Consider the following 24,088-nt stretch of genomic DNA (forward strand, 5'->3'; position numbering starts at 1 on the left):
AACCATCAACCTACTTGAAAATGGAATCTACTACTTTAAGCGCTACATCAACTTTTGAACAGGACATACATGAAGGGTTAACAGCTTCCTTTAAAAATATATCATCCAAATATTTTTACGACGATCTGGGTAGCGTGATTTTTCAGGATATTATGAAAATGCCTGAATATTATCCTACGCCTTGTGAATTCGAGATATTATCCTTGCAGGGTGAGGACATACTTCGTAAACTGAATTTTGACGAGCCTTTTAATATTATTGAATTCGGTGCCGGGGACGGTATCAAAACGCGTCAGTTGTTAAAAAAACTGATGGAAAATCAGGTTGATTTTACTTACGTTCCGATCGATATTTCGCAAAAAGCAATTCAGGAACTTGAAGCAAATATGCTTGATTATTTACCGGGGTTGAAAATTAAATCGCTGATTGGTAATTACTTTTCAATGATGGAAGATTTATTTGCTTTGCAGGAACCAGGTCTTTTTCTTTTTTTGGGAAGTAATATCGGAAACTACCAGGACCCTGAGGCAAATGATCTGCTTGGACAATTCTACCAGCATATGAAAACGGGCGACAAACTGCTCATCGGGTTTGATCTTCAAAAAAATCCGGCTGTTATACGTGATGCATATGATGATAGTCAGGGAATAACGAAGGCATTTAATATGAACTTGTTACAACGGATCAATAAGGAGCTTGGTGGAAATTTCAAGAAAGAATTTTTTGATTTTTATTCTCATTATAATCCTGTCAACGGCGAAGTGAGGAGTTTTTTGGTGAGCCTTAAAGAGCAGGAAGTATACATTGCAAATCTGGACAGGACATATCCTTTTCGGCAAAACGAATTAATCTGGACCGAGTTATCTAAAAAGTACACACTTTCAGAAATTGACATTCTTGCCAGTAACAATGGTTTCGAACTGATAGAAAATTTTCTGGATTGCAAACATTATTTCACAGATAGTCTATGGACAAAGCAATAGAATTTTCTAAAAAAAATACAGGCCTTGCATTATTGTAAGGCTTTTTTTTTGTCTGCATAACGTATAATCCAAATTTACGCAGGGAGGTGTGACAGATTGTTTAACTTTGGTGTTATAACCCGAAAATGCCATCTTTAATTTTTAAGAAAATAAATCTTAAATTTCGATTGTCATGAAGGAAGTCGCCACAAAAGAAGTTACCGTTGCAGATCTGAAGGCTATTGAGGCTTTAAAGGAAGTGCCCGACGAGCAGTTGCAATGGTTTATAGACGAAAGCGAACACAGAATTTTTGAAGAAGGCGAGTATTTCGGAAGATTGAACGATCCGATCGTGTATACTCATATTATACTTCGTGGACGTGTAGAATTCTATCGAAACCAAAACAACGAAAGGCTCTCGGTCGCTGATGTCGGCGGAGGAACAATTACGGGATTACTGCCGTTTTCCAGAGCAAAAAATCTGTTTGCGAATGCCGTTTGTATTGAAGAAACGGAGGTGATTTCTTTACCGAAAGAAAAAATGCGCGATCTGATTCAGCTGAATTATGAGCTGACGCAGGTTTTTGTTCACGTCATGGCTTCCCGGATCCGGGAGTTTACCGAACGCGAGCAGCAAAGTGAAAAAATGATGGCACTCGGAAAGCTTTCGGCAGGATTGGCGCATGAACTGAATAATCCGGCTGCGGCTATTGTTCGTGGTTCAGCCTCCTTAGAAAAACATTTGCAATGTTTGCCTGATGCCTTTAAACAGTTGATTTCGATAAGATTGGATACAGCGGATATAGAAAGTGTCAATACCAAAATTCATAATGCACTGGATAATAAGGAGAGGCCGGTGCTGAGCATGATGGAACGTGCAGACAAAGAGGATGAAATCTCAGACTGGCTGGACGCACAGGACGGGATAAAAAATGTTTATGATATGGCGGAGAATTTTGTTGAATTCGGGCTGTCGATTGATGATCTGGAGGAAATAAAAACCTACATTCCGGAAGGGAAATTATCACCGTTGCTGATCTGGATTAATAATAGCTTTACCACGGAAAGGATGGTTTCAGAAATTGGTCTGGCGTCTAAAAGAATTTCGGAGCTTGTCAATTCTGTTAAAACGTTTACGCATATGGATGGCGGCGGCGATAAGGTATTCGCCGATATCCGCACGGGGATCAAGAATACCATGATCATGCTTAACCATAAAATCAAAAAGGCAAATGTGAACGTTATTGAGGATTATGACGAAAGTTTGCCACCCGTAAAAGCAATGATCGGCGAGCTAAACCAGGTATGGACGAATCTTATCGATAATGCAACCGATGCTTTGGAAGGAATAGAAAATCCTGAACTAATTATAAAAACGAGACGGGACAGAGAATTCGTATGCGTTTCGGTAATTGACAACGGCCCCGGAATTCCTGATGACAATAAAAAAAGGATATTTGATCCGTTTTTTACCACAAAAAAAATTGGTCAGGGAACCGGTTTGGGGCTTGATGTAGTTACCAGAATTGTAAAACAACACAAAGGAACAATCACAGTGGATTCCGTACCAGGAAGAACTGAATTCGTGGTCTGTTTCCCAATCAATGGATGAATTAGCTTCGAATTAAAATAAAAAGACAAGATATGGGGTTGCCGATTATTTTTTCAATTGATGATGATGCGCAGGTTTTAAGGGCCATCACCCGCGACCTAAAGGCCAAGTATCGGGATACTTACCGGGTACTGAGCACTGCGTCTGTGAAGGAGGCGCTGGAAAGCTTGATTGATCTGCAAAACAAGGGGGAAGAAGTCGCCATTTTTATATCAGATCAGCGTATGCCTGAAATGCAGGGCGTTGATTTTTTACAAAAGGCAAAAAAGATATTTCCTGATGCAAAACGTGTTTTACTTACTGCTTATTCAGATACCGATGCGGCAATAAAAGCGATTAACGACGTGCAGCTGGATTATTACCTCATGAAACCGTGGGATCCTCCGGAAGAAAAATTGTATCCGGCGATCGACGATTTGTTGAATGACTGGCAGGCTGATTATCGTCCTGACTTTAAGGGTTTGAAAGTGCTTGGCTACCAGTTTTCGCCAAAATCTCATCAGATTAAAGATTTCCTTTACGGGAACCTGATCCCTTATTCCTGGATGGATATCGAGTCCAGCGATCAGGGAAAACAGATTTGTTCTACTAATAACTTTGAAACAGCGGATTTTCCGGTCGTTATTTTTGAGGATGGCTCGCTGATGAAAAATCCGTCAGTATTGGAAATTGCATCAAGAATCGGGCTGAATGCTTCTGTTAAACAACAAATTTATGATGTGATCATCATCGGTGCAGGACCAGCAGGCCTGGCAGCCTCCGTATATGGTGCGTCGGAAGGTTTGAGTACCTTGTTAATTGAAAGGCGGGCGCCCGGTGGACAGGCAGGTACAAGTTCGAGAATCGAGAATTATCTTGGTTTCCCATCAGGACTGAGCGGGGCAGATCTGGCGCGGCGGGCGGTTACCCAGGCGACTAGATTTGGGACTGAAATTCTTTCTCCTCAGTCTGTAAAAGAGATTAAGGTTAAGGATAAGTATAAGACCATTGTATTGGAAGACGGCACGGAGATCAACGGCAAAGCAGTCGTCATCACAACAGGCGTTGATTACCGTAAATTAGAAACGCAGGGTATTGAGGAGTTTACCGGGAAGGGAATTTATTATGGTGCTGCGAACACCGAAGCAACTTCATGCGGAAATAAGGAAGTCTATATTCTGGGAGGAGGAAATTCGGCGGGACAAGCGGCAATGTATCTGTCCAAATTTGCCAGACATGTTTATATTCTGGTGCGTAAAAATGATCTGAGTTCTTCCATGTCGTCATATTTGATCGATCAGTTGTCGACGACAGAAAATGTTAAAGTTTTGGGTTGCACTGAAATTGTGGAAGCTTGTGGAAATGACCATTTGCAAGGCTTGAAACTTATTGATTTAAACACCAGGGAACAAACGTCAGTTTCTGCGGACGCGTTATTTATTTTTATTGGCGCGAAACCCTATACTGATTGGATCGGGCTGGAAATTATCAAAAATAAAAAAGGATTTATTGAAACCGGGCGTGATATGAATTCATACGGTGAGTTCAGGAAAGTCTGGAAAGCGGACCGCGATCCTTATACTTTGGAAACAAGTTCTCCGGGAATTTTTGCAGCTGGCGACGTTCGCGCAGGAGCAATGAATCGTGTGACTTCCGCGGTTGGGGAAGGTTCTATGTCAATTAGTTTGGTTCATCAATATTTAAGCGAAATATAATGGCAGATCAGATTTGTAGTCATATCAGTGCGATCACTGAAATAAAAACCGCCAAAAAGCGAGAATGTGAAGAATGTGTAAAAGCGGGCGGACGATGGGTGCACTTACGTACATGTCAGACTTGCGGCGTGACGCTCTGCTGTGACGATTCACCTTCTAAGCACATGACAAAACATAACCATGCTACTGGCCATCCGGTTATAAGTTCTGCTGAACCCGGCGAAAAATGGTTGTGGTGTTACGAAGATGAGTCTTTTGTTGAATATGACTAAATATCATTGAATAAAGATGATCTGAATCACATTTGGTTCAGATCGTTTTTTGTTCGCTCATTAAGAACCCCGAAACAGATGAAAGCATTAGAGAAAAAAGTATGTGCGGCGAAATTGAAGTAGATACTCCAATAATTTTAAGACTTTATAACAATCCTGAAAATTGGGACAGGACACCATTCTGACTTGTAACAACGCTACAATAATCCAAGCAAATCTCCTTTGCTCAGCGATTTCAAAATAGAAGCATCAGTCTTTACGATATCATTCGCCAGATCCCTTTTTGATTCCTGCATTTTCATGATTTTTTCTTCAACCGTATCCGGACATATCAAACGAACGGCGACCACATTTTTCTTCTGACCAATCCGGTAACTCCTGTCAATGGCCTGGTTTTCGACAGCAGGATTCCACCAGGGGTCAATAAGGTAAACGTAGTCCGCTTCTGTTAAATTAAGGCCCACACCTCCGGCTTTTAAACTGATTAGAAACACGCGCACATCGGCATTATTCTGGAAGGAGTTTACTTTTTCAGAACGATTTTTTGTTTGTCCGGTGAGATACTCAAAAGATATATTCCTTGCAACCAGCTCCCTTTTTACCAGGTCCAGCATTTTTACAAATTGAGAAAAAACCAGGATTTTGTGTTGCGGCGCTTTGGATTCAATCTGTTCGATCAAAACTTCGATCTTGGCCGACGAATCGCCATAATATTCTTCATCATTGATCAAAGACGGGGAGTTGCAGATTTGTCTTAGTTTAGTCAGTCCGGCCAGAATGTTCATGCTATCACGCGATAAATCTCCTTCCTGTTTTGTCAGGAGGAAATTTCTGAATTCGTTCGCGTATGAATCGTATACCTTGCGCTGCTCCGCGCCCATTTCGCAATAAATAACCATCTCGGTTTTCTCCGGTAATTCTGTTGCAACCTGTTGTTTTGTTCTTCTTAAAATGAAAGGATTGACTTTTTTTTGCAATTCCCGGGCGCGTTTACTGTCCTCAAATCGATCAATCGGAATCGCGTAATGATTTTTAAATTGAATTTTACTACCTAGCAAACCAGGGCACGCAAAAGAAAGCTGCCCATACAGATCAAAAGTATTATTCTCAATCGGCGTTCCGGTAAGGACAATTTTATTTCTGGAATGAAGTAATCTCGCTGCTTTATAACGCTGCGATTCAGGATTTTTTATTGCCTGCGACTCATCAAGAAATATATAATTAAAACGGTATTCTTTCAGAAATTTCACGTCTGAAAGCAACGTTCCATAAGAAGTTAAAACGATTTCGAACTGGTCAAATTCCTTATGATCTTTTACCCGGTTTGATCCATAAACGGTGTGGATTTTTATGGAGGGAGCAAACTTTTGAACCTCAGCCTGCCAGTTGAAAATCAGCGAAGTAGGGACAATAATTAAGTTCGTATTCTGATAACCTTTGTTTCTCTGAGATAAAATAAATGCAATAATCTGGATGGTTTTTCCCAAACCCATATCATCTGCAAGGCAGCCTCCAAAACCGAATTCATCCAGGAAATTTAGCCAGTTTAACCCCTCTTTCTGATATTCGCGCAGGGAAGCATGCAAATCTTTTGGTACTTCGACTGGCTTGATCGATTCAAAATCTGTGAACTTAGAAACATACAACATCAACTCATTTTTCACAGGCTGGCTTAAAACTTCATCCTCATATAATTCGAGAATATCGGAAAAATTAATCTTGGGCGTACGAATTTCTTCACCTACAATTTCGCCCGTTTCAAAATATTTAGCAAATTTTTCAATCCACTCACCAGGCAAAATACCCAGCGAACCGTCGCCAAGCTGGACAAATTTATTTTTATTACGAATTGATTTATGCAGATGTTTCAATGATACCGCCTCCTTGCCGAATTTAACCTGAATCCGGGTATTAAACCAATCCGTTCCGCTGTTTATGCTCAATGAAACTGTTGCCTTATTCTGATTTAATCTGTTGTCTTTTAATTCATTGAATCCAAGAATGGTTATGTTTTGATTTTGCCATTCTTCAAATGCATCGAGAAACCAGCCTTCATCTAAAAATCTTGTTTTGCTTAAATAAAAATGGTCTGCACCAAGCTGATCGTAAAAATCAGGATGTTGCCGCAGCAAAGTTGCCGTAAACTGAACTTCCAGATCTTCATCACGTTCTACTGTGAACGGTCGCCCTTTACTGTCAGTTGAATAAATCTGCTTTTTTGAAAGAACAGGAATTTCAACATTCCCATATCGCATGACAGGCGTTATCAGAATGTAATTATCCAGATCAGAAAGATAGATCAACTGCTCATTTTCTCTTTCGAAGCCATTTTCCTGACGTTGTTTTTGGGTTGCTGGTTTTAGGTAAGCATATGTGACCCGAATTTTGTCCTCTACCTTTGAGAGAATGGAGTTTTGAAACTCCTCAAACTTGCTGTCATGGACAAGGATTTTATTATTATTCTGTTTGAAAAACTCAATCACACGCAAAATATCAGGATTTTCCACCAGATGCATCGTGTCATTGATCATCACAAAATAACTATATCTTATTTTAAGAATTTCAAGCGCAAAGGGCTTGCCATCTACAATCAGCTGTCCGGAAACTTCATGAAATTTATCTTTGACATCAACCAGTAAATGCAGATCAACAGGTAAAGTTCGCATTTGGACCGGAATTAATGAGGCTGCGGAAATACTTTCCGAAACTTTGATGTCGTGGTAATATACCGGCAGTTTAAGTGGATTTTTTACAAGCGATTTCAATCCGTCAATATCAGAGTCAGATTTGCCGGAACGGTATTGATTTTGAAATTTCGAAACGCCGGTGTAAAATTTCAATTCCTCCGCGTTGTCCAGCTTCCATATAAAATCAAGTGGATTAATAGACGTCAGCGGATTCTTTAACTTTCCGTCTCTTGTTGTTTGTGCTTCAAATAGTCCGACATAAAAATGATCATAATATTTATGCTGCCCGAAAACGATAATCATTTTCAAAATCTCTTTTGAAACTGGCTTCTTTGGTAGGAGCGGATTTGGTTTTGGAACCAGATTATCCTTTAAATACGTCTTAGTTGCTTCATTAACCGCAAAAAGCTGTTTCAGTTTTGGTTTTATTTCAACCGATTTATTTGCATGCTCCAACCGGAAATAATCATCAAGATTACTTTCTTTTTCCAGACCATAATCGATTGCAATAAATTTAATTTGGGCGAGACGAAGGTTGTCATCAAAGAAGATACGAAGGTCCTTACGATCCATCACATTATATAACACTTGGATCTGATGCTCACACGGCGTTTTTTTCTCCGCGCTGCACGGACAGGAAAGTGTAACAGAGTTTTCGGATTGTTTGATCGAAACAATCAGGTCCATTGTCACCGAAGGAATAGAAAAAGTAGCAAAATTAACTTCGATAACCTTTGGTAATATGTCAAAAAAACCTCGCCTACCTGTTTCTGTCAGAGAAGAGCTGTATTTCAGCAGGAAAGCATGATCCAATGCAGTAATGTTAAAATTCTCGAATATATAGTCGTTCCTATGATATTTTAACTCCTTGATCCGCTCGATTATACCTGGTTTTTTCAGCATTCTTTTTTAATTCCTTTGGTTAAATACAACTGGAATGTTGTCTCCAATGGTTGAAATTAACTTTATTTGAAGAAAATATAAGCACCCGAAACGTGTTAATGTAATAAATGAGCAATCGAAACGACCACAGATTCCTGCCTATAAGATCTGGTTTTTTGGCAGCCCGGCCGTTGGCATCACAGTAAAATTCCGTTATGAGAAAGTTTAATCGTACCCGTTTTTCCTATTTATCCGCATTTTTTCTTCTTATTATTTGCCACCTTTCATATAGCCAACAGGTAGGTACAGACAGCGTCGCTGTTGCAGATTCAAATGCTGTGGCTGCTAGTCCCAAAGATACGGTTGCCGCTCCGCCAGTTGTTTTCAAGCTGGATACGATAACTTATCGCTTTATCGGAGATGGTAATTTTACGAGAGGGAATGTAAACCGTAGTTTAATGGTGCTTCGTGCAGAAATTATTGCCACGGGTCCTGTTCTTTCCATAGCCACAAATCCGAGATTTACTTATGGACGCCAAAATGGAATTCTGGCAGAGCGAGACTCCTACATGGACTTATTCGTCGATGTTTTCAAGAAAAGAAAAACGTATGTTTTTGGCCTGGGGACACTGGAAACCAGCAACCTTCGTGGTATCACGCTACGGGTTATGGGCGGTGCAGGTATTGGTTACAGGTTGTTGAGTACTGAAAAAAATAAAATTTTGCTGACAAACGCGCTTGTTCATGAATCAACCAACTTCCGTGAACTTCCTACAAAAAGTATTCAGCGTAATTCTTTCCGTGTGAAAGGAAAACACTCTTTTGCAAAAGACAGGTTCAGAATCAATCACATCACTTTTGTTCAGCCTGCCATAACGGATATTTCCAACCTGCGTTGGAATACGGTAATCTCCCTGGAATTTCCTGTAAACAAATGGGTAGCACTCAGATCAAGTTATGAAAATTCTTATGAGAGTCTGGTGGAAGCAGGGAGAAAAAGAAATGATTCCCGTGTAACTTTTGGAATTTCAGTTGGAAACAGACAGTAGGTATACAGGTCCGTTGCCGCAAGATGTAAGAATCAAATAAAAAATATACAGAATAGCAGAGAACAATTCTGACAAGGTAGGTATAGTGCTTTCTATGGCGTATTTTGTTATCAGGATACGCTATTTTCATTATTTCTTTTTTATTCTCTCTTATGAAAAAATATACGACCGGGTTTTTTATCTGCGTTCTGCTAGCCGGAATACAATCTTTTGCTCAAACCCCTATTACGATCAGCGAAACTCCGACGCGACATGGTCCTGAAAAAGGGTCCCTGATTATTATTGGAGGCGGAGGAGCTACACCTGAAATCTGGAATAAATTTGTAGAGCTGGCAGGCGGAAAAGAGAATGCGAAAATCGTGGTTATTACTGCCGCAGCCGGAGATTCCTCAGTGTATAAATCCGATGGTGTTGAGTTGGTAAAAAGGGAAACGGGTATCAAAAACGTGACGATGCTACATACCAGCAGTCTGACGGAAGCCAACAGTGAAAAATTTATAGCACCCATTAAAGCTGCTACCGGTATTTATTTTGTCGGAGGCAGACAGTGGAGGATCGCCGATTCTTATCTGAATACGTTAACCCATAAGGCATTCCAGGAAGTTTTGGAAAGAGGAGGAGTGATTTCCGGAACGTCTGCGGGAGCCAGTATTCAGGGATCATTTCTTTGGAGAGGTGATACAAAAGGCGCTCATATCCTGGTTGGTGATCACACTCAGGGCATTGGCTTTTTAAAAAATTCAGCAATCGACCAGCATTTATTACGACGAAATCGCCAGTTTGATCTAGTTGAATTTATTCGCCGTTCGCCGGAAATAATCGGGATCGGTCTGGATGAAGCGACAGCAATAATCGTTCAGAAAGATGTATTCGAAGTTGTTGGCCGTTCTTATGTTGCTGTTTACGATTACAACACGATCGTTGCTCCAAGAGAGCGAAAGTTTTCAGATGGCAATGGTCCGGAAACCAATTTTCAGGGCCCATTTTTCTTTTTGAAACAAGGCCAGAAATATGACCTTAAAGAACGAAAAGTAATCCCGGACAGTCCTGTAAAAGAATGAACAGGTAAAAAATAGGCAGAAAAAATGATTACCGGGTATTGAGAATTTTTCTCATAAAAATAATATCATTAAAAAAATCAAAAGCTGTGCGCCGAAAACCACATTTATATTTTTAATCACTTCGGAAAATTGACCAATACAGCGTTATATTCATTATTGTTAGTCAGGATTTATTTTTCGAAGGAAGTCTTAAAATCGTTCGCTGTTGCTTTCTTGTCTGTAATTAGATTTCAAGGAAATTTTGTTAGAAATTTGACTTTTATCGAATAACTGATTTTCAAACCTAACCCTTATCAAATGACTTCATTGTTTAAAAACTTAGCATTGCGAAAGACATTCACATTTCTTTTTGCCGGAATCGCATTGAGTGCTGCCATTATTTCATGTGGTCAAAAAGAAAAAGCAGCAGAAAAAACCACGAAATCGAAACCTGTGATTATTGGCTACGTCGGAGGTTTTCATGGGCTTGTCAATACCGATGAAATCAAGGCCAATCAGCTGACGCATATCAATTATGCGTTCGTGAATGTGCAGGATGGAAAGGCGTTTCTTACAAATGAGAAAACAGATTCTACCAATTTTAGAAAACTGAATTTGTTAAAAAAAATCAATCCTGACCTGAAAATCCTGATTTCTATTGGTGGATGGGCGTGGAGTGAAAACTTTTCTGACGCAGTTTTGACTGATAGTTCAAGAGCCATATTCGCAAAAAGTTCTGTGGATATTATCAAAAAATACAAACTTGATGGTGTGGATATCGACTGGGAATATCCAGCGATGCCAGGTGAGGAAGGAAATGTTTTCCGTCCCGAGGATAAAGAAAATTTCACACTGATGTTTGAAGCGATCAGAAAAGAGCTGGATATTCTCGAAAAAGAAGAAGGGCAGAAAAAGCTGTTAACCACGGCGGTAGCTGGTTGGGAAGAGTTTATTCCACATTCAGAAATGGGTAAAGCGCAGCAATATCTGGACTTCGTGAATCTGATGACTTACGATCTTTTTTCAGGTGATACAGTTGTTCATCATGCCGGATTATACGCCACAGATAAATTTAAGACCAGAAAATCAGCAGATAATGGTGTCAAAGCTTATATGGGCGCGGGTGTTCCTGCTTCGAAAATCGTGTTAGGAATTCCGTTTTATGGCCGCGCATTTACGTTGGGAAAGGACTCAGAAGTCATAATCGGGGAAGTTTCAGTTTCAAAAGCTTATATCGACGGATATAGCTACATTAAAGACAGTCTGGTTAATAAAAAGGGTTATAAAGAATATCGCGACGACGCAGCGAAAGCTCCTTTTATCTACAATGAAAAAACAAAGGTCTTTATCGGTTATGATGACGAGAAATCTGTTGCTGAGAAGTGTAAGTATGTCTTGGATAATAAGTTGGGTGGAGTAATGTTCTGGGAGTATAATTCTGATCCAAAAGGTTATCTGCTGGACGAGATCAATAAATCGCTGAAATGAGACCGGTCTTAATCATTATTGGATTATGTCTGCTGATTAGTAATCTTGCTTATTCCCGGATCAAACCGGTTTTCAAAGTATTGGCCATCGCTGAAAACGGTGGCCACCATATCGAGTATTCAAAGGCAGCGAAGATATGGATTGACAAGCTGGCAAACGACAATAATTTCAGTGTGGATTACATTGAAAATACGGATAAAATTAATGACGCTTTCTTGTGTCAGTATCAACTTTTTATCCAGCTGGACTTCCCGCCTTATGCGTGGACACCAACTGCCGGAGCAGCTTTTGAGAAGTACATTAATGAAGGAAGAGGAGGGTGGATCGGCTTTCATCACGCAACTTTACTGGGAGAATTTGATGGTTATCCTATGTGGAACTGGTTTTCTGAATTTATGGGAGGTGTCCGTTATAAGGATTATATCCCAACTTTTGCTTCGGGCAGAGTACATGTCGAAGATAACGCTCATCCGGTAATGAAGGGACTTCCGGCTTCATTCTTCGTAGATATGGAGGAATGGTATACTTATGATAAAAGTCCTCGGGCAAATGTTAAAGTGCTGGCCAGCGTCGATGAATCTACTTATAAACCGGATTCAAAAATTAAGATGGGCGATCATCCTGTGATATGGTCTAACCCCAAAATCGCAGGCAGGAATGTTTACATTTTCATGGGGCATTCCCCGGATCTTTTTGAGAATGAAGCGTATAAAACCTTGTTTAAAAATGCGATATTCTGGGCAGCAGGAAAATAATTTATAAGATTTCTTTCATGAGAACCCTTCATAAGTATCTATATGTTAGAAAATTTCGTGAAGGGTGTTTCCTTGTTTTGGATTTTATTAGGTAAAAAAATAAACATCATATCTCAATCAGAAGCCGGAATTTACGGATTTTCGTATAATAGGTTTGCAGTGTACTCTTTTGTAATGCACTACTGCACAAAACTTTGGGGAATAATCTTAGTGTTGAAAAAGTCCCCAATTCAATTGTTAAATCAAAGCATTTTAGTACTTAGTTCATACGGCGATTTTTAAAATTTCTGACAGCGCAACTTTTCTGTTCCAATCATGATAGTCAAGCGTATTTTTAGTTTCTATCCCTTCGCCCTTTTAGTTCTTAGGCATCCGATCAATTGGTGAAAGGTTTTACAGGACGTGTAATTTAGCATCAAGACAAATCAATTGAGAACCCGAATTTTCGGGATCAAATTTGCTTTAATCTTCGATTTTTTGGAAGAAATGGCAAATTATGTTCTGATTAGTTTGAAGTTGAAATGTTTATACACCAAGCCGTCAAAATGATATTAAAAAGATAGATAGGAAATCTGCGGATGAAATTGATGCTTTTTTTGTTTGGGCCAAATAAGTTAGAAAGGATGATTGGATAAACTTTATACGCTAGCGTTAGGATAAAATTTTGTTTTTAAATGCTTGAAAATAAAGACATGGCTTCTCAGCAAGGAGCCATTTTTTTGTGCCCAAAGTTTTGAAATGGGTAACGGTATGGTTTTTGTCTTAGTAGGCGGGAGGTTTCATCTTCGAAACAAATCTTAACATTTAGTCTAATGTAAACTGAATCAACTAACCTGATTTTACTCACCTGCCACTTATGAACAAATCTCAACGATGCCATGAAGCATGTCGCCCCGGGCGCGTGTTCCTGACCATGAAAAAAGTGTTACCCGTTATCTGTCTTCTTCTTTTTTACGCTCAAAACTTAACAGCACAGGTAACGTCGCCAAAGCCAGATTCTTTGCCTGCCTTGCAGCGGGATTCCATCAAAAACCAGCCATTAAAAAGTGATCCTGTTTCGACATCAGCAATCAGGGATACGCTTGTAAAACCAGTCCTTAAAACTGATTCCATTCCCGCGGTTCGTCAAAATTTCGATCCGCTTTCAAAACCTGCTACCAAAATTGATACCGTTGCGAAGCCAGCAGGAGTTACAGATTCTTTATCCAAACCAGTCGGAAAAGCCGATACACTGAATAAGCCCTTAAAACAAGCGGATAGCCTTTCTATTCCTGGGGAAGTAAAAGATCCAGCCGTTGAAAAAGTTGCTTCGGGGGCTGCGGTTGATAGTTTGGCCGGGCCAGGAGCCAGAGCCGTAAAAGGTCGGGTAACAGACGAAGCAGGTGAAGGTTTGCCCGGCGTCAGTGTCTTGGTGAAAAATACAAAAATCCAGACTGTTACCACTCCTGATGGGCTTTTTGATATTAAAGTACCAAGTGAAAAATCGATTTTAGTATTTAGTTACGTAGGTTTTACAACACAGGAAAGAATTGTTAAAAGGCAGACCAACTTTGCGATCTCAATGAACCCGGAAGCTAAGGCTTTAAAGGAAGTGGTCGTGGTGGGTTACGGGACGCAAAGCAAGCGGGATTTGGCTAGCTCGACCTCAAGGGTTGCTGCTCAGGAAATAAAAAGCGCGGTTGTCAATACACTGGATCAGGCTTTGCAGGGCCGGGCAACAGGGGTTCAGGTGACTCAATCTTCCGGCGAACCGGGCGCGTCTACTGTTGTGCGTATTCGTGGAAATAACTCTTTAAGCGGCAATAATGAACCGTTGTACGTAATCGATGGATTTCCAATGCCCCCATATCGCGAAGCAAGTGCAAACTTTACCGGTGCCTATGAACAGAACGGGTTGTATGGAATTAATCCGAATGACATTGAAAGTATGGAAGTGCTGAAAGACGCTTCCGCAACAGCGATTTATGGGTCCCGCGGTGCCAATGGCGTTGTTCTGATCACCACAAAAGCCGGGAAGAGGGGAGCGGGGAGAGTGGAACTTGTAAACAAAACTTCGTTCGGATCAATTTCAAAACCGATCAGGATGATGAACGGAAGACAGTATGCCGAAGTGATAAATGAGTCATATCGGATCACTGAACGCCCGGAACCGTTCAAAAATCTGGATAGCGCTTTCACAAATACTGACTGGATAGGAGCGATTACGCAGCCAAGTTTTCGACAGGATGTTACGTTAAGTGTTTCAGGTGGAAGTCAGAAATCGTCGTATTATGTTTCGGGAAATTACTTATCCGAAAAAGGAACACTCATCAACTCGGATAATAACCGGGCGAGTCTGCGCGTGAATCTGAACAATGAAGTGACCAACTGGTATACCCTAAAGGGCCAATTATCTCTGGTTCGTCAGAAATCAAATCGTGCCCTGACGACTGGTCATGCATGGCCGAACTCTGGCGGGCTGATGGATGGATTGCGGGCAGCACCGATCCTGGACCTTAATTATCTGGGAAACAATGCTCTTGGTGTCCCCGGATTTGTCGGCACTTATTTTGCCAATCCATACAATGAATTGAAGTCAAAAACAGATATTTCTAAAAACGATTATGTGATCGCCAACATGGAAAACTGGTTTAAAATAGTCAATGGTTTACAACTTGTCGTGAGCCTTGGAACAAACCAGAATTTAACACGCCGGAATGTCTTTATGCCTCCGACTACCGCAGAAGGCCGCGTAGTAAATGGCAGCGGAAGCAATTCAACGTCCAACACATACAGCTATAATGTCAACGCATATTTCCTTTACGAAAACACTTTCAATAAAGATCACTACCTGAATGCGACACTTGGCGCCGAATATAACGATCAAACCGTTGAGTTTTTGAATACCGTTTCCAGCGGATATGATGTTCCATTTTTTGGAATTGATAATATAGGAACAGCGCACAATCAAAGTATCAGCTCTTACAAAGAAGGGCGAAGATTGCAATCCGGATTTTTTAGGGGGAATTATTCATTTAAAGGAAGATATGTCCTGAATACATCGATCCGGATGGATGGTGCGTCTCCATTTGCCGCAAATAAAAAATACGGAATTTTTCCTGCCGTTGCGCTGGCCTGGAACATCGATCAGGAGCCTTTTATGAAAAATGTAAAAGCGATTTCGAATTCAAAAATTCGCGCATCTTTTGGTGAAACAGGTAGCCAGGCGATTAGTCCTTATTCATCACTTGCCCAGTTTTGGAGCGGGTTTTACGAAATGGGAAATGACGGAACGATTGCCACAAGCCTTTATCCGACTTCAATCGGAAATCCAAATCTGTCCTGGGAAAGAACACGCCAGCTGAATATAGGTTTTGATTTTAATACTGCAAATGACCGTCTGGTTGTAAGTTTTGATTATTACAATAAAAAAACGATGGATCTGCTGCAATATCGTGTAGTGCCATCGCAATCCGGCGTGACGAGCATTATTGACAATTACGGAAATATGCGCAACAAAGGTGTTGAATTAACCTTGCAGGCAAATTTGGTGAGAAGAAAAAATGTACAGTTTTCAACCCGTTTTAATATCTCGAGAAATGTGAACACACTGATCGATTTGGGAGATAAGAAGACTCCGGATTATGTAGCAATCAATGGCAACCTGCTGGGAGGTATCTCCGGAATTTTGACTCCGGGTCAGGAAGTTGGGCAGTTTTTTGGATATAAAATCATAGGCCTGGCGCAGAAATCGGATTTTAATGCGGAAGGAGAACCAACTTATCCTTACGCAAGCTTATCGACGGAAATCCCCGGGACCTGGAAATATCAGGACACCGACGGAAATGGTATAATCAATGCAGATGACCGTCAGATTTTAGGAAAGTCAAATCCTGATTTTACCTTCGGATGGACAAACGATTTTGCCTGGAAAGGTTTTTCTGTAAATGCTTTTTTCACTGGTTCTGTGGGTAATGATGTATTAAACCTGACGCGTTTTTATCTGAATAATGGTATTGTCAATTATTCGGGAATTGCTTTCAATCAGTCAGAAGAATGGTATGAGAAGCGCTGGACGGAAGCGAATCAGCATAACGATCCATTGTATCCGAGCACTCAGCGTGGACTTAGCTCGGCTGATATTAATTCGACAATGCTGGAAGACGGAAGTTTTATCCGTTTGAAAACACTGACGCTTTCCTATACATTTCCAAAACTTGGAGTAATCCAGAATCCGCGGTTATTCGTGACAGGTACTAATATCGCCACTTTTACAAAGTATAAAGGTTTTGATCCGGAAGTCAGTTCATTCAACCAATCGCTCCTTCAGCAGGGAATTGATTACGGTGCATATCCGGCGCAACGTTCGTACACAATTGGTTTTTCATGTAATTTTTAATTGAAATCCAGAAAAAAATTGAAATATCTCAGTCTCAATTTGATTACACAAAATATGAAACTTAAAATATATTTTTCTGCAATGCTATTGTTGGCACTTGGCTTGCAGTCTTGCAAAGATTCCCTGGATGAAGTACCGTATTCTTCTTTAAATCAGGATCAGGTATTTTCGGATGAAGAAGGATTGAAAAAGGCGACGCTTGGTATTTATCAAAGTTATACTGCTGCAAATTACAGTGATATTGTTAATCGCTTTATCCTCAGTGAGGCGGGGCACCGCTATTCTACTGCGGGAATTTTTGGTGCAGGTGCTGATCCTTTTTACCGTTTTGGACATTTGCCGAAAGAAGACGCATTTAATTCGGTTTGGGGAAGGTTTTACAAAACGATTTTTCGGGCAAATTCGGTAATTGAAAATGCGAATAAGGCTGTTGAAAATACTGAAATTGCAAATATTTATATCGCCGAAGCGAGGTTTTTGAGAGCCTATGCATATTTCAACCTGGTGCGTTATTTCGGTGGTGTTCCTTTGATCAAAAATGCAATCACGTCGCTGGAACAATCTGATCTGATCTATGCGCCGGCATCGAGCGTTGAGGAAACATATGCATTTATTATTGAGGATATGACATTCGCAGAGGCAAATTTACCGGATAACTGGACTGCCTCGGACGTTGGGAGAGTTTCTGCCGGAACTGTGAAAGCAACACTTGGAAAGGTATATCTTCATATGGCTGGAAAGCCTTTAAGCAAAACCGAATATTTTCAACGAGCAGCAGATAAACTGGCAGAAGTTGTAGGAACTGCCAATGAGGCAAAATATAACTTTGCTCTGCTGGATAGTTTTGCGGACGTGTTTTCAATCAATAATGAGCGCAATCAGGAGATTGTTTTATCTTTTGGATATTTTGCCAACGAATCAAATCCGAATGGAAATTTCTTCCCGTTTTTTCTGTTTCCGCAAGGTCTGCAAAACGGAGATGAGCAGACAACTTATGGCTTGACATATAGTTTTTACCAGCTGTTTGGTAAAGGAGATACCAGAAGAGATTTTACGCTAGTCGATCGATACCAGTATAAGGGAAGTCCAAATTTTGCCGCATCCGCGGGTGATAGTGTTATTTACGATTCTACTGTGAATGTCTACCGAAATAAAAAAACAGGTATTTACATGGGTGATACGACTACCGGCTACGGAATTGCTTATGGAAAGCTGGCCAGAGTTCCGCGTATTGCCGGCTCGCCAGCACAAGGCTATAATTCCGATCTGATTGAAATGCGTTTTTCAGATGTGTTGTTATGTTACGCCGAAGCGTTGAACGAGGCCGGAAAATCTGCCAGTGCGTTGCCGGTACTGAATCGTGTCAGAGAGCGGGCAAAAGCGGCTGCATCCAGGGCGACAACTGTTGCAGACCTTCGTGCTGCCATCCGTACGGAAAGAAGATTGGAGTTGACAGGTGAATTTACAACCGTATTTGATATTCGCAGGTGGGGAACGTTAAAGGAGGAAATTGCTGCGATTACGCCTGATCAGATCGTGGGAGCAAAGCTGACACCTTACGATCCAAAGTTTGAAATATACCCGATTCCACAGCCGCAGCTGGATATTAATCCCAATTTGAAGCAGAATACCGGTTGGTAAAAATTGGATCAAAACGAGGCATGGTTATTTTAAAGTTAACCTTAAATAATTATTGCATCTTATTTAACTAGATATAACATGAAACAGACCATAAATCCAGGTGAAACAGAAGAAGAAACCGTCGTGAGCCAGGGACACCAATATCCGGATCCGATTAGTCCGCCTGAAACACCGCCTTTTGATCCAAGACCTGAGTATCCAAACCCTGAAATTCCTCAGGAGACGCCACCTTGGGAAAAAGAGCCTGAAACACCACCCGTTCAACCTGAACCCGAGCTTCCGGCTGTAAGCCCGGACGCTCCTGAGATCACGCCGGAACCACTTCCGGGTAACGAGCCGGATGAACCACTGCAGGGATTGTCGTAAACTGGATAAAAATAAAGGAGCCAATTATATAAATTGACTCCTTTATTTTTATCCAGTTTTTTCTATTGTAAAATCGCAACGGGCACTTTCAAAATGTTCTGGTCCTTAAAGGACGATTTTGGAAATTTCTTAGTTACAAGATTAACGAACTGGTTGTCTCTCGCCTCTGCGGAGTCATAAACCCAAATTCCTACTTTGTTTTCGTTGGAATAGAATGTGATAAGATACTTTCCCGCTTCGCCATCCGCTGGCTCTTCCTGCGATTTAATAAAATAGTCTACACGGTCAATGTTGAAAGCGAAATTCTGGCCTTCAAGGTGAAAAAAATTCGCCATAGCTTTTTGTTAATTGGATTTTTGTTGATTATCAGAAATATCTTAAACAAAGCTGATTCCTGTGATGTGAAGGCAAGAATATTGAAATGGCTAGATGTGTTAAGTAGTCAGATCGAATTTGAATAAGCCATTAACTCAAATATACATTTTTTATTCACAGGAATGGCTATGTTTTGACTTTTTAAATTAACAATTATAATAAATGACCCAGATTACTCCATTCGGTTGTAGATATTCTTTATTCCGAAAGTATTTAATAGTTTTTGGAATATTTTGATAATCACTACATTACTTTTGGTATAGTTTTACGTATTATAAATAGACATTTTTACTTCCAGGTTCGAACTGAAGTATAGAATTAAGTTTGTAAAATTATAGAATAAATTGTGGCATTTTTGTCGCTATACAATATGGACAAAGACCAGAAGAAAATTAAATACCAGGAACTGTTTCTGTCGGAACTCAGAAATAGTAAATTTGGTGAGAAAAGAATTGAGGATGCGCTAAGGGAAATGGAAACGAAGTCTAATATGGAACGATTAACGAAAGCGCTGAAAAATATCTGGAAAAAGTCGGATGAAAATGTAAAGGAACTTGGGACCGCATTTCCAGTTGCCCAGCTCAAAACAGCACCCTCCGAAGTCCCGACAGAAGAGGAAAGGGAAATTAAAGTAAATTTAGATTCTCGAAAACGCAAGTCGGAGGATAGCAACATGGAAAAGAGACGCCAGGACATCAGCGATCTTAAAAATTTGAAAGTGCTGTCTTACGATCACCTTGTTGAGTTAGTCGATGATCTGAATATTGAAGAAGTAACCGAGATTTTGACATCAGTTGCAGGTGAAGAAAAAAATAACCAGCAGTATTTGACCAGGCTTGCTGAAAAACTCTTGAAGGGCCGCGATTCAAAAAAAGTGCCGGATTCGAAACCCTGAGCAGATTCAAATCCAGACAACCTTTTTTTTAATAATCAATACCCATACCAGTCGGTCCACCATTGCTGAAGTTTCCGGCGGATTTCTTCTTCACGGGCATTGTTCCCAGGCTCAAATAATTTAGTACCTTTCAGTTCATCAGGCAAAAAATTCTGTTTCGCAAAATTGCCTTCGAAGTCGTGGGAATATTTGTATTCTTTTCCATAACCAATTTGCTTCATTAATTTTGTTGGCGCGTTTCGCAAATGCAGCGGAACAGGTAAGTGAGCTGTATTTTTCGCAGCTTCCATGGCATCTGCAATAGCGAGATAACTTGCGTTACTTTTTGGAGAAGTGGCCAGGTAAATCGCAACTTGCGACAAAATAATTCTGCATTCAGGATATCCGATTACGTTTACAGCCTGCATACAAGCATTCGCCATGATCATGGCTGTTGGGTTTGCGTTGCCAATATCTTCGGAAGCCATGATTAACATTCTTCTCGCAATAAACGACGGATCTTCTCCGGCAACGATCATTCTGGCCATCCAGTAAACAGCACCATTGGGGTCACTGCCACGTAAAGATTTAATGAAAGCAGAAATAATATCATAGTGCTGCTCTCCGGATTTGTCATAACGCGCAATATTCTGCTGAGCCACTTCGGTTACCCATTCGTCGGTAATCTCAATTTCGTTAACATCACCTTTTCCAAGGACGACAAGTTCCAGCAAGTTTAAAAGTTTTCGTCCATCACCACCCGAAAGTCTGAGTAAAGCGTCGTATGATTGGAATGTTATCTTTTTTTGTTTGAGCCAGTCATCTTTTTCGAGCGCACGATTAATGATTGCTTTTAATTCAACCTCACCAAATCCTTCAAGTATATAAACCTGACAACGCGATAACAAAGCCGAATTTATTTCGAACGAAGGATTTTCAGTCGTAGCACCTATTAGCGTCACCTGGCCTTTTTCTACGGCTCCAAGTAAAGCGTCCTGCTGATTTTTATTATAACGATGTATCTCGTCGATAAACAAGATCGGAGGAAATAAACCCGAGGGACGGGCCAGGACTTCACGCAATTCCTTGACCCCGGAATTAATAGCACTGAGATTATAAAATTGCCGCTTTGTGGCATCCGATAACAAAAGAGCCAGCGTCGTTTTGCCTACTCCCGGAGGACCCCAAAAAATCATTGAAGGAATTGTATTCTGTAAAATTGCCCTCCTAAGAGGTCCGTTTTTGCCAAGTAATTTTTCTTGTCCTATATAATCATCGAGTATGCGCGGGCGCAACCGTTCGGCAAGAGGTGTGGCAATCGGTGATATCATATGTCGAGATTATAATTTTTGTTGATGTAATTAATTAACAAAGCTTTATGATGATCGATTCAATTTACATCACAATAGGTATATAATTATTTGATTATCAATATTTTTATCCTGAAAAATAAAAAAAAAGCGTAACATATTGTTACGCTTTTCTACAATGTAAAAATATTTTCAGATCAGAATGTAAGTCGGTCTAATGTCATTTGTTTTTTTAAATTTCCCAATGCGCCAAATACAAGGTTGTACACCGATTGTATATTAATCTTCATTAGGTCGGCAATTTCGTGGTTGTTAAGATTCATGTAAAATTTCAGGAAAATCGCTTCACGCTGACGGCGGGGCAATCCGTTAATTGCTACATTTAAATGCTGATTTGTTGAGTCAAATTCTTCCTCAGAAATCATGTGGTTTTCATGAGAAGGTGTGTGGATATGCCAGTATTCCACCGGAATATCTTCGTTGCTGGTGTGTTTCTGCTGTGCATTCAAATGGCGAACCAACTTTCTCTTGATGGATGCCATAAGATAAAACCGAACAGATGTGGTGTCACCCAGCGTTGTTCGGTTTCTCCAGAGTTCCACAAATAAATCGTGAATACAATCCTTAATAAGTGGCTTATCAATCGTAAACTGAGAGCAGTATTGATAAAGGATGTGAACGTAAGAACGATAAAGGCAGGCATAAGCGTTCTCGTCTCCTTTTCTGAACTGGTCCCAAAAACAAAGTTCTTCTTCTTGTTTGTAGCGTAAGTGAGCCATTGTAAGGTTAGGAATTAACTAAGGTTAGGAATGATAAATTTAATAAGGGTCATTTTTACACTTGTAAATATATTTATAAAAAAACGTATAAAAAAAATATTTTCAAGAAAAAATTACATCCTTTAAGTTAATCATGCAATAAACCGTAATTAAGTAACCTTTTATAGATTTAAGTTTACAAACTCAAACTTTTCACCATCAAAAAGACCTTTGTCACTTAGTTTAATATTAGGAATTACCAATAAAGCCATAAAAGATAAAGTCATATACGGTGACTTCAATGTTGATCTGAGTCTGGTTTTAACAAATTGGTCAATTTCTGTGTAAGACTCTGCTACTTTATAACCGTCCACGTCCGTCATAAGTCCCGCAATTGGAAGTGCAAGCATATGTTTTTCCCCAAATCCTACGGCTGAGACCCCGCCTTTGGCCTCAATTAATAGATTAACAGCATCGGTGATACTTTGGTCGTCGCAGCCGACTGCAATGATATTGTGGGAGTCATGTGCAACGGTTGAAGCAATCGCACCCTCTTTTAAGCCAAAGTTTTTGATAAAAGCAATGGCAGGAGCGGTGTTTTGATACCGGTTCACAACTGCGATTTTTAGAATATCGCGATCAGTGTCCGAAACGATGAGGCCATTTTCTGTTTTAAAACTTTCGACTAAAAGATTTGTGATCAATTGCCCCTCCAAAGCTTCAATAACCCGAATTTTTCCACTGCTATCAGCAGGAGTCGGAGATTCGAAATCTGATGGGGTTTTGGCTGCACAATTAAAATGGTTGATATGTTCGCTGCGAAGATCAGGAATCAGGGAAATTCCGTTTTCCGCAACTAATGCTCCATCAAGATAGGTCTGAAGAATATTGAAGTCAGTAAGATTATCGATAACCACAAAATCTGCGGGGTCATTTTCTCTCAGTAAGCCAACGGGGAGCCTGTAATGCTCAACCGGATTGATACAAGCTGCCTGCAGAATATTCCATAGATCATGTCCAAGCGTCAGTGCCCTTTTTATCAATACATTGATGTGACCTTCCACAAGATTATCGGGATGTTTGTCGTCGGAACAGAACATGATCCGATCTGGAAATTCTGCCAATAAAGGAATTAATGCGTCAAAATTTCTAGCAGCGCTTCCTTCACGAATTAATATTTTAACACCATAGTCAATTTTCTCCCGCGCTTCTTCATAAGTGAAACATTCATGATCTGTGGAAATCCCATTTGCTGCATATTTTTTGGCAGCTTCACCGCGAAGTCCGGGTGCATGGCCGTCGACCGGTTTATTAAAATATTTGGCCCAGTTGATTTTTGCAACCATATCGGGATCGCCGTTTAAAACGCCTGGAAAATTCATCACCTCGGCCAAATAACCGATATCGTCGCTTGCAAGCATTTTTCTCACATCTTCCGGGTCAACGACAGCACCGGCAGTTTCAAAAATAGTAGCCGGAACGCAGGACGGCGCGCCAAAACAAAATTTAAAAGGAACGCGTTTACCGTCTTTGATCATGTATTCAACTCCTGGAACGCCAACCACATTTGCAATCTCATGTGGGTCAGAAACGGTCGCGACCGTGCCGTGGACTACGGCTAATCGTGCAAACTGTGAAGGTGTCAGCATGGAGCTTTCTACATGGACGTGCGCATCTACAAAGCCCGGCATTATATATGGAAGGCTGATGTTTTCTTTACCTATTATATATATACTTTCAATATGCTTATTATTTATCGTGATTTCAGCTTCCTGAATCGTTTTTTCGAATATGTTTACTAAGTTGGCTTTCATTTGGTGATTGATTGTGGGAAAATGTCTTTTCTGATTAGAACGCAAGGTCTGGTATAATCTATTTTAATGCAACACGGATTGTGAGGTTTATTGTGGCGGATTCGAATTTCAATCGCTTTTATTTTTAAATT

17 protein-coding genes are annotated in these 24,088 nt (G+C 40.4%); 12 read left to right on the top strand and 5 right to left on the bottom strand.

The window, feature by feature from the left end:
• Positions 1 to 20: 20 nt before the first annotated feature.
• The 4 genes from BMY70_RS28740 (at position 21) to BMY70_RS28755 (ending at position 4,540) form a co-directional block, all read left to right on the top strand.
• Entirely contained in the window at positions 21 to 983 is a 963-nt protein-coding gene (locus tag BMY70_RS28740; protein WP_090341601.1) for an L-histidine N(alpha)-methyltransferase, read from the top strand.
• A gap of 172 nt (positions 984 to 1,155) precedes the next feature.
• A complete protein-coding gene (locus BMY70_RS28745; RefSeq protein ID WP_090341603.1) occupies positions 1,156 to 2,574 on the top strand; it encodes a sensor histidine kinase in 1,419 nt (472 codons plus the stop codon).
• 32 nt (positions 2,575 to 2,606) lie between these two features.
• Positions 2,607 to 4,268, top strand: a complete 1,662-nt coding sequence (locus BMY70_RS28750) for a response regulator (protein ID WP_090341605.1) — start codon at positions 2,607 to 2,609, stop codon at positions 4,266 to 4,268.
• Positions 4,268 to 4,540 carry a UBP-type zinc finger domain-containing protein gene (locus BMY70_RS28755; RefSeq protein WP_090341607.1) on the top strand — a complete coding sequence of 91 codons (273 nt, stop codon included), beginning with the start codon at positions 4,268 to 4,270 and terminating at the stop codon, positions 4,538 to 4,540. Before BMY70_RS28750 ends, BMY70_RS28755 begins: the two co-directional genes overlap by 1 nt.
• Positions 4,541 to 4,737: 197 nt before the next feature.
• Here BMY70_RS28755 and BMY70_RS28760 read toward each other — a convergent pair whose 3' ends face one another.
• On the bottom strand, positions 4,738 to 8,130 hold the full coding sequence (locus tag BMY70_RS28760) for a DEAD/DEAH box helicase (RefSeq protein ID WP_090341609.1): 3,393 nt from the start codon (positions 8,128 to 8,130) through the stop codon (positions 4,738 to 4,740).
• A gap of 194 nt (positions 8,131 to 8,324) precedes the next feature.
• Between BMY70_RS28760 and BMY70_RS28765 the strand changes: the two genes are divergently transcribed.
• From BMY70_RS28765 to BMY70_RS28795, 7 genes are all read left to right on the top strand, one after another.
• The gene (locus BMY70_RS28765; RefSeq protein WP_090341611.1) at positions 8,325 to 9,158 is read left to right on the top strand and encodes a DUF481 domain-containing protein; all 834 of its coding nucleotides are present in this window, start codon (positions 8,325 to 8,327) and stop codon (positions 9,156 to 9,158) included.
• A 152-nt stretch (positions 9,159 to 9,310) separates the two neighbouring features.
• Positions 9,311 to 10,219, top strand: a complete 909-nt coding sequence (locus BMY70_RS28770; RefSeq protein ID WP_090341613.1) for a cyanophycinase — start codon at positions 9,311 to 9,313, stop codon at positions 10,217 to 10,219.
• Positions 10,220 to 10,516: 297 nt separating this feature from the next.
• Positions 10,517 to 11,686 (top strand): glycoside hydrolase family 18 protein, encoded by a 1,170-nt coding sequence (locus tag BMY70_RS28775; RefSeq protein ID WP_090341615.1) that lies wholly within the window; start codon positions 10,517 to 10,519, stop codon positions 11,684 to 11,686.
• Positions 11,683 to 12,441, top strand: coding sequence for a ThuA domain-containing protein (locus tag BMY70_RS28780; protein ID WP_090341617.1), 759 nt, complete (start codon positions 11,683 to 11,685; stop codon positions 12,439 to 12,441). The genes BMY70_RS28775 and BMY70_RS28780 overlap by 4 nt, the downstream gene beginning before the upstream one ends.
• Positions 12,442 to 13,354: 913 nt before the next feature.
• The gene (locus BMY70_RS28785) at positions 13,355 to 16,819 is read left to right on the top strand and encodes a SusC/RagA family TonB-linked outer membrane protein (RefSeq protein WP_229209817.1); all 3,465 of its coding nucleotides are present in this window, start codon (positions 13,355 to 13,357) and stop codon (positions 16,817 to 16,819) included.
• Positions 16,820 to 16,873: 54 nt separating this feature from the next.
• Positions 16,874 to 18,460 carry a RagB/SusD family nutrient uptake outer membrane protein gene (locus BMY70_RS28790; RefSeq protein WP_090341622.1) on the top strand — a complete coding sequence of 529 codons (1,587 nt, stop codon included), beginning with the start codon at positions 16,874 to 16,876 and terminating at the stop codon, positions 18,458 to 18,460.
• A 78-nt stretch (positions 18,461 to 18,538) separates the two neighbouring features.
• The gene (locus tag BMY70_RS28795; RefSeq protein ID WP_229209818.1) at positions 18,539 to 18,826 is read left to right on the top strand and encodes a hypothetical protein; all 288 of its coding nucleotides are present in this window, start codon (positions 18,539 to 18,541) and stop codon (positions 18,824 to 18,826) included.
• A gap of 62 nt (positions 18,827 to 18,888) precedes the next feature.
• Here the strand turns inward: BMY70_RS28795 and BMY70_RS28800 are convergent, their stop codons facing one another.
• Complete coding sequence (locus tag BMY70_RS28800; RefSeq protein ID WP_090341624.1) at positions 18,889 to 19,161, bottom strand: hypothetical protein; 273 nt, start codon at positions 19,159 to 19,161, stop codon at positions 18,889 to 18,891.
• Between the two features lie 395 nt (positions 19,162 to 19,556).
• Between BMY70_RS28800 and BMY70_RS28805 the strand changes: the two genes are divergently transcribed.
• Positions 19,557 to 20,096: a DUF892 family protein gene (locus BMY70_RS28805; protein ID WP_143072166.1), complete on the top strand. Its 540-nt coding sequence runs from the start codon at positions 19,557 to 19,559 to the stop codon at positions 20,094 to 20,096.
• A 35-nt stretch (positions 20,097 to 20,131) separates the two neighbouring features.
• Here the strand turns inward: BMY70_RS28805 and BMY70_RS28810 are convergent, their stop codons facing one another.
• The 3 genes from BMY70_RS28810 to ade all read right to left on the bottom strand — a co-directional run bounded on the left by BMY70_RS28810 (position 20,132) and on the right by ade (position 23,957).
• Entirely contained in the window at positions 20,132 to 21,403 is a 1,272-nt protein-coding gene (locus tag BMY70_RS28810) for a replication-associated recombination protein A (RefSeq protein ID WP_090342011.1), read from the bottom strand.
• A gap of 179 nt (positions 21,404 to 21,582) precedes the next feature.
• Positions 21,583 to 22,164 carry an RNA polymerase sigma factor gene (locus tag BMY70_RS28815; RefSeq protein ID WP_090341629.1) on the bottom strand — a complete coding sequence of 194 codons (582 nt, stop codon included), beginning with the start codon at positions 22,162 to 22,164 and terminating at the stop codon, positions 21,583 to 21,585.
• Positions 22,165 to 22,325: 161 nt separating this feature from the next.
• Positions 22,326 to 23,957, bottom strand: coding sequence for an adenine deaminase (gene ade / locus BMY70_RS28820; protein ID WP_090341630.1), 1,632 nt, complete (start codon positions 23,955 to 23,957; stop codon positions 22,326 to 22,328).
• Positions 23,958 to 24,088: the final 131 nt, after the last annotated feature.

It is taken from the genome of Dyadobacter koreensis (genome assembly GCF_900108855.1).
Lineage (GTDB): Bacteria > Bacteroidota > Bacteroidia > Cytophagales > Spirosomataceae > Dyadobacter > Dyadobacter koreensis.

Coding starts and splice junctions, on each gene's coding strand:
- BMY70_RS28775 (WP_090341615.1), top strand. CDS start 10,517: ATGACTTCATTGTTTAAAAACTTAGCATTGCGAAAGACATTCACATTT.
- BMY70_RS28790 (WP_090341622.1), top strand. CDS start 16,874: ATGAAACTTAAAATATATTTTTCTGCAATGCTATTGTTGGCACTTGGC.
- BMY70_RS28750 (WP_090341605.1), top strand. CDS start 2,607: ATGGGGTTGCCGATTATTTTTTCAATTGATGATGATGCGCAGGTTTTA.
- BMY70_RS28785 (WP_229209817.1), top strand. CDS start 13,355: ATGAAAAAAGTGTTACCCGTTATCTGTCTTCTTCTTTTTTACGCTCAA.
- BMY70_RS28760 (WP_090341609.1), bottom strand. CDS start 8,130: ATGCTGAAAAAACCAGGTATAATCGAGCGGATCAAGGAGTTAAAATAT.
- BMY70_RS28780 (WP_090341617.1), top strand. CDS start 11,683: ATGAGACCGGTCTTAATCATTATTGGATTATGTCTGCTGATTAGTAAT.
- BMY70_RS28755 (WP_090341607.1), top strand. CDS start 4,268: ATGGCAGATCAGATTTGTAGTCATATCAGTGCGATCACTGAAATAAAA.
- BMY70_RS28800 (WP_090341624.1), bottom strand. CDS start 19,161: ATGGCGAATTTTTTTCACCTTGAAGGCCAGAATTTCGCTTTCAACATT.
- BMY70_RS28795 (WP_229209818.1), top strand. CDS start 18,539: ATGAAACAGACCATAAATCCAGGTGAAACAGAAGAAGAAACCGTCGTG.
- BMY70_RS28745 (WP_090341603.1), top strand. CDS start 1,156: ATGAAGGAAGTCGCCACAAAAGAAGTTACCGTTGCAGATCTGAAGGCT.
- ade (WP_090341630.1), bottom strand. CDS start 23,957: ATGAAAGCCAACTTAGTAAACATATTCGAAAAAACGATTCAGGAAGCT.
- BMY70_RS28765 (WP_090341611.1), top strand. CDS start 8,325: ATGAGAAAGTTTAATCGTACCCGTTTTTCCTATTTATCCGCATTTTTT.
- BMY70_RS28740 (WP_090341601.1), top strand. CDS start 21: ATGGAATCTACTACTTTAAGCGCTACATCAACTTTTGAACAGGACATA.
- BMY70_RS28815 (WP_090341629.1), bottom strand. CDS start 22,164: ATGGCTCACTTACGCTACAAACAAGAAGAAGAACTTTGTTTTTGGGAC.
- BMY70_RS28770 (WP_090341613.1), top strand. CDS start 9,311: ATGAAAAAATATACGACCGGGTTTTTTATCTGCGTTCTGCTAGCCGGA.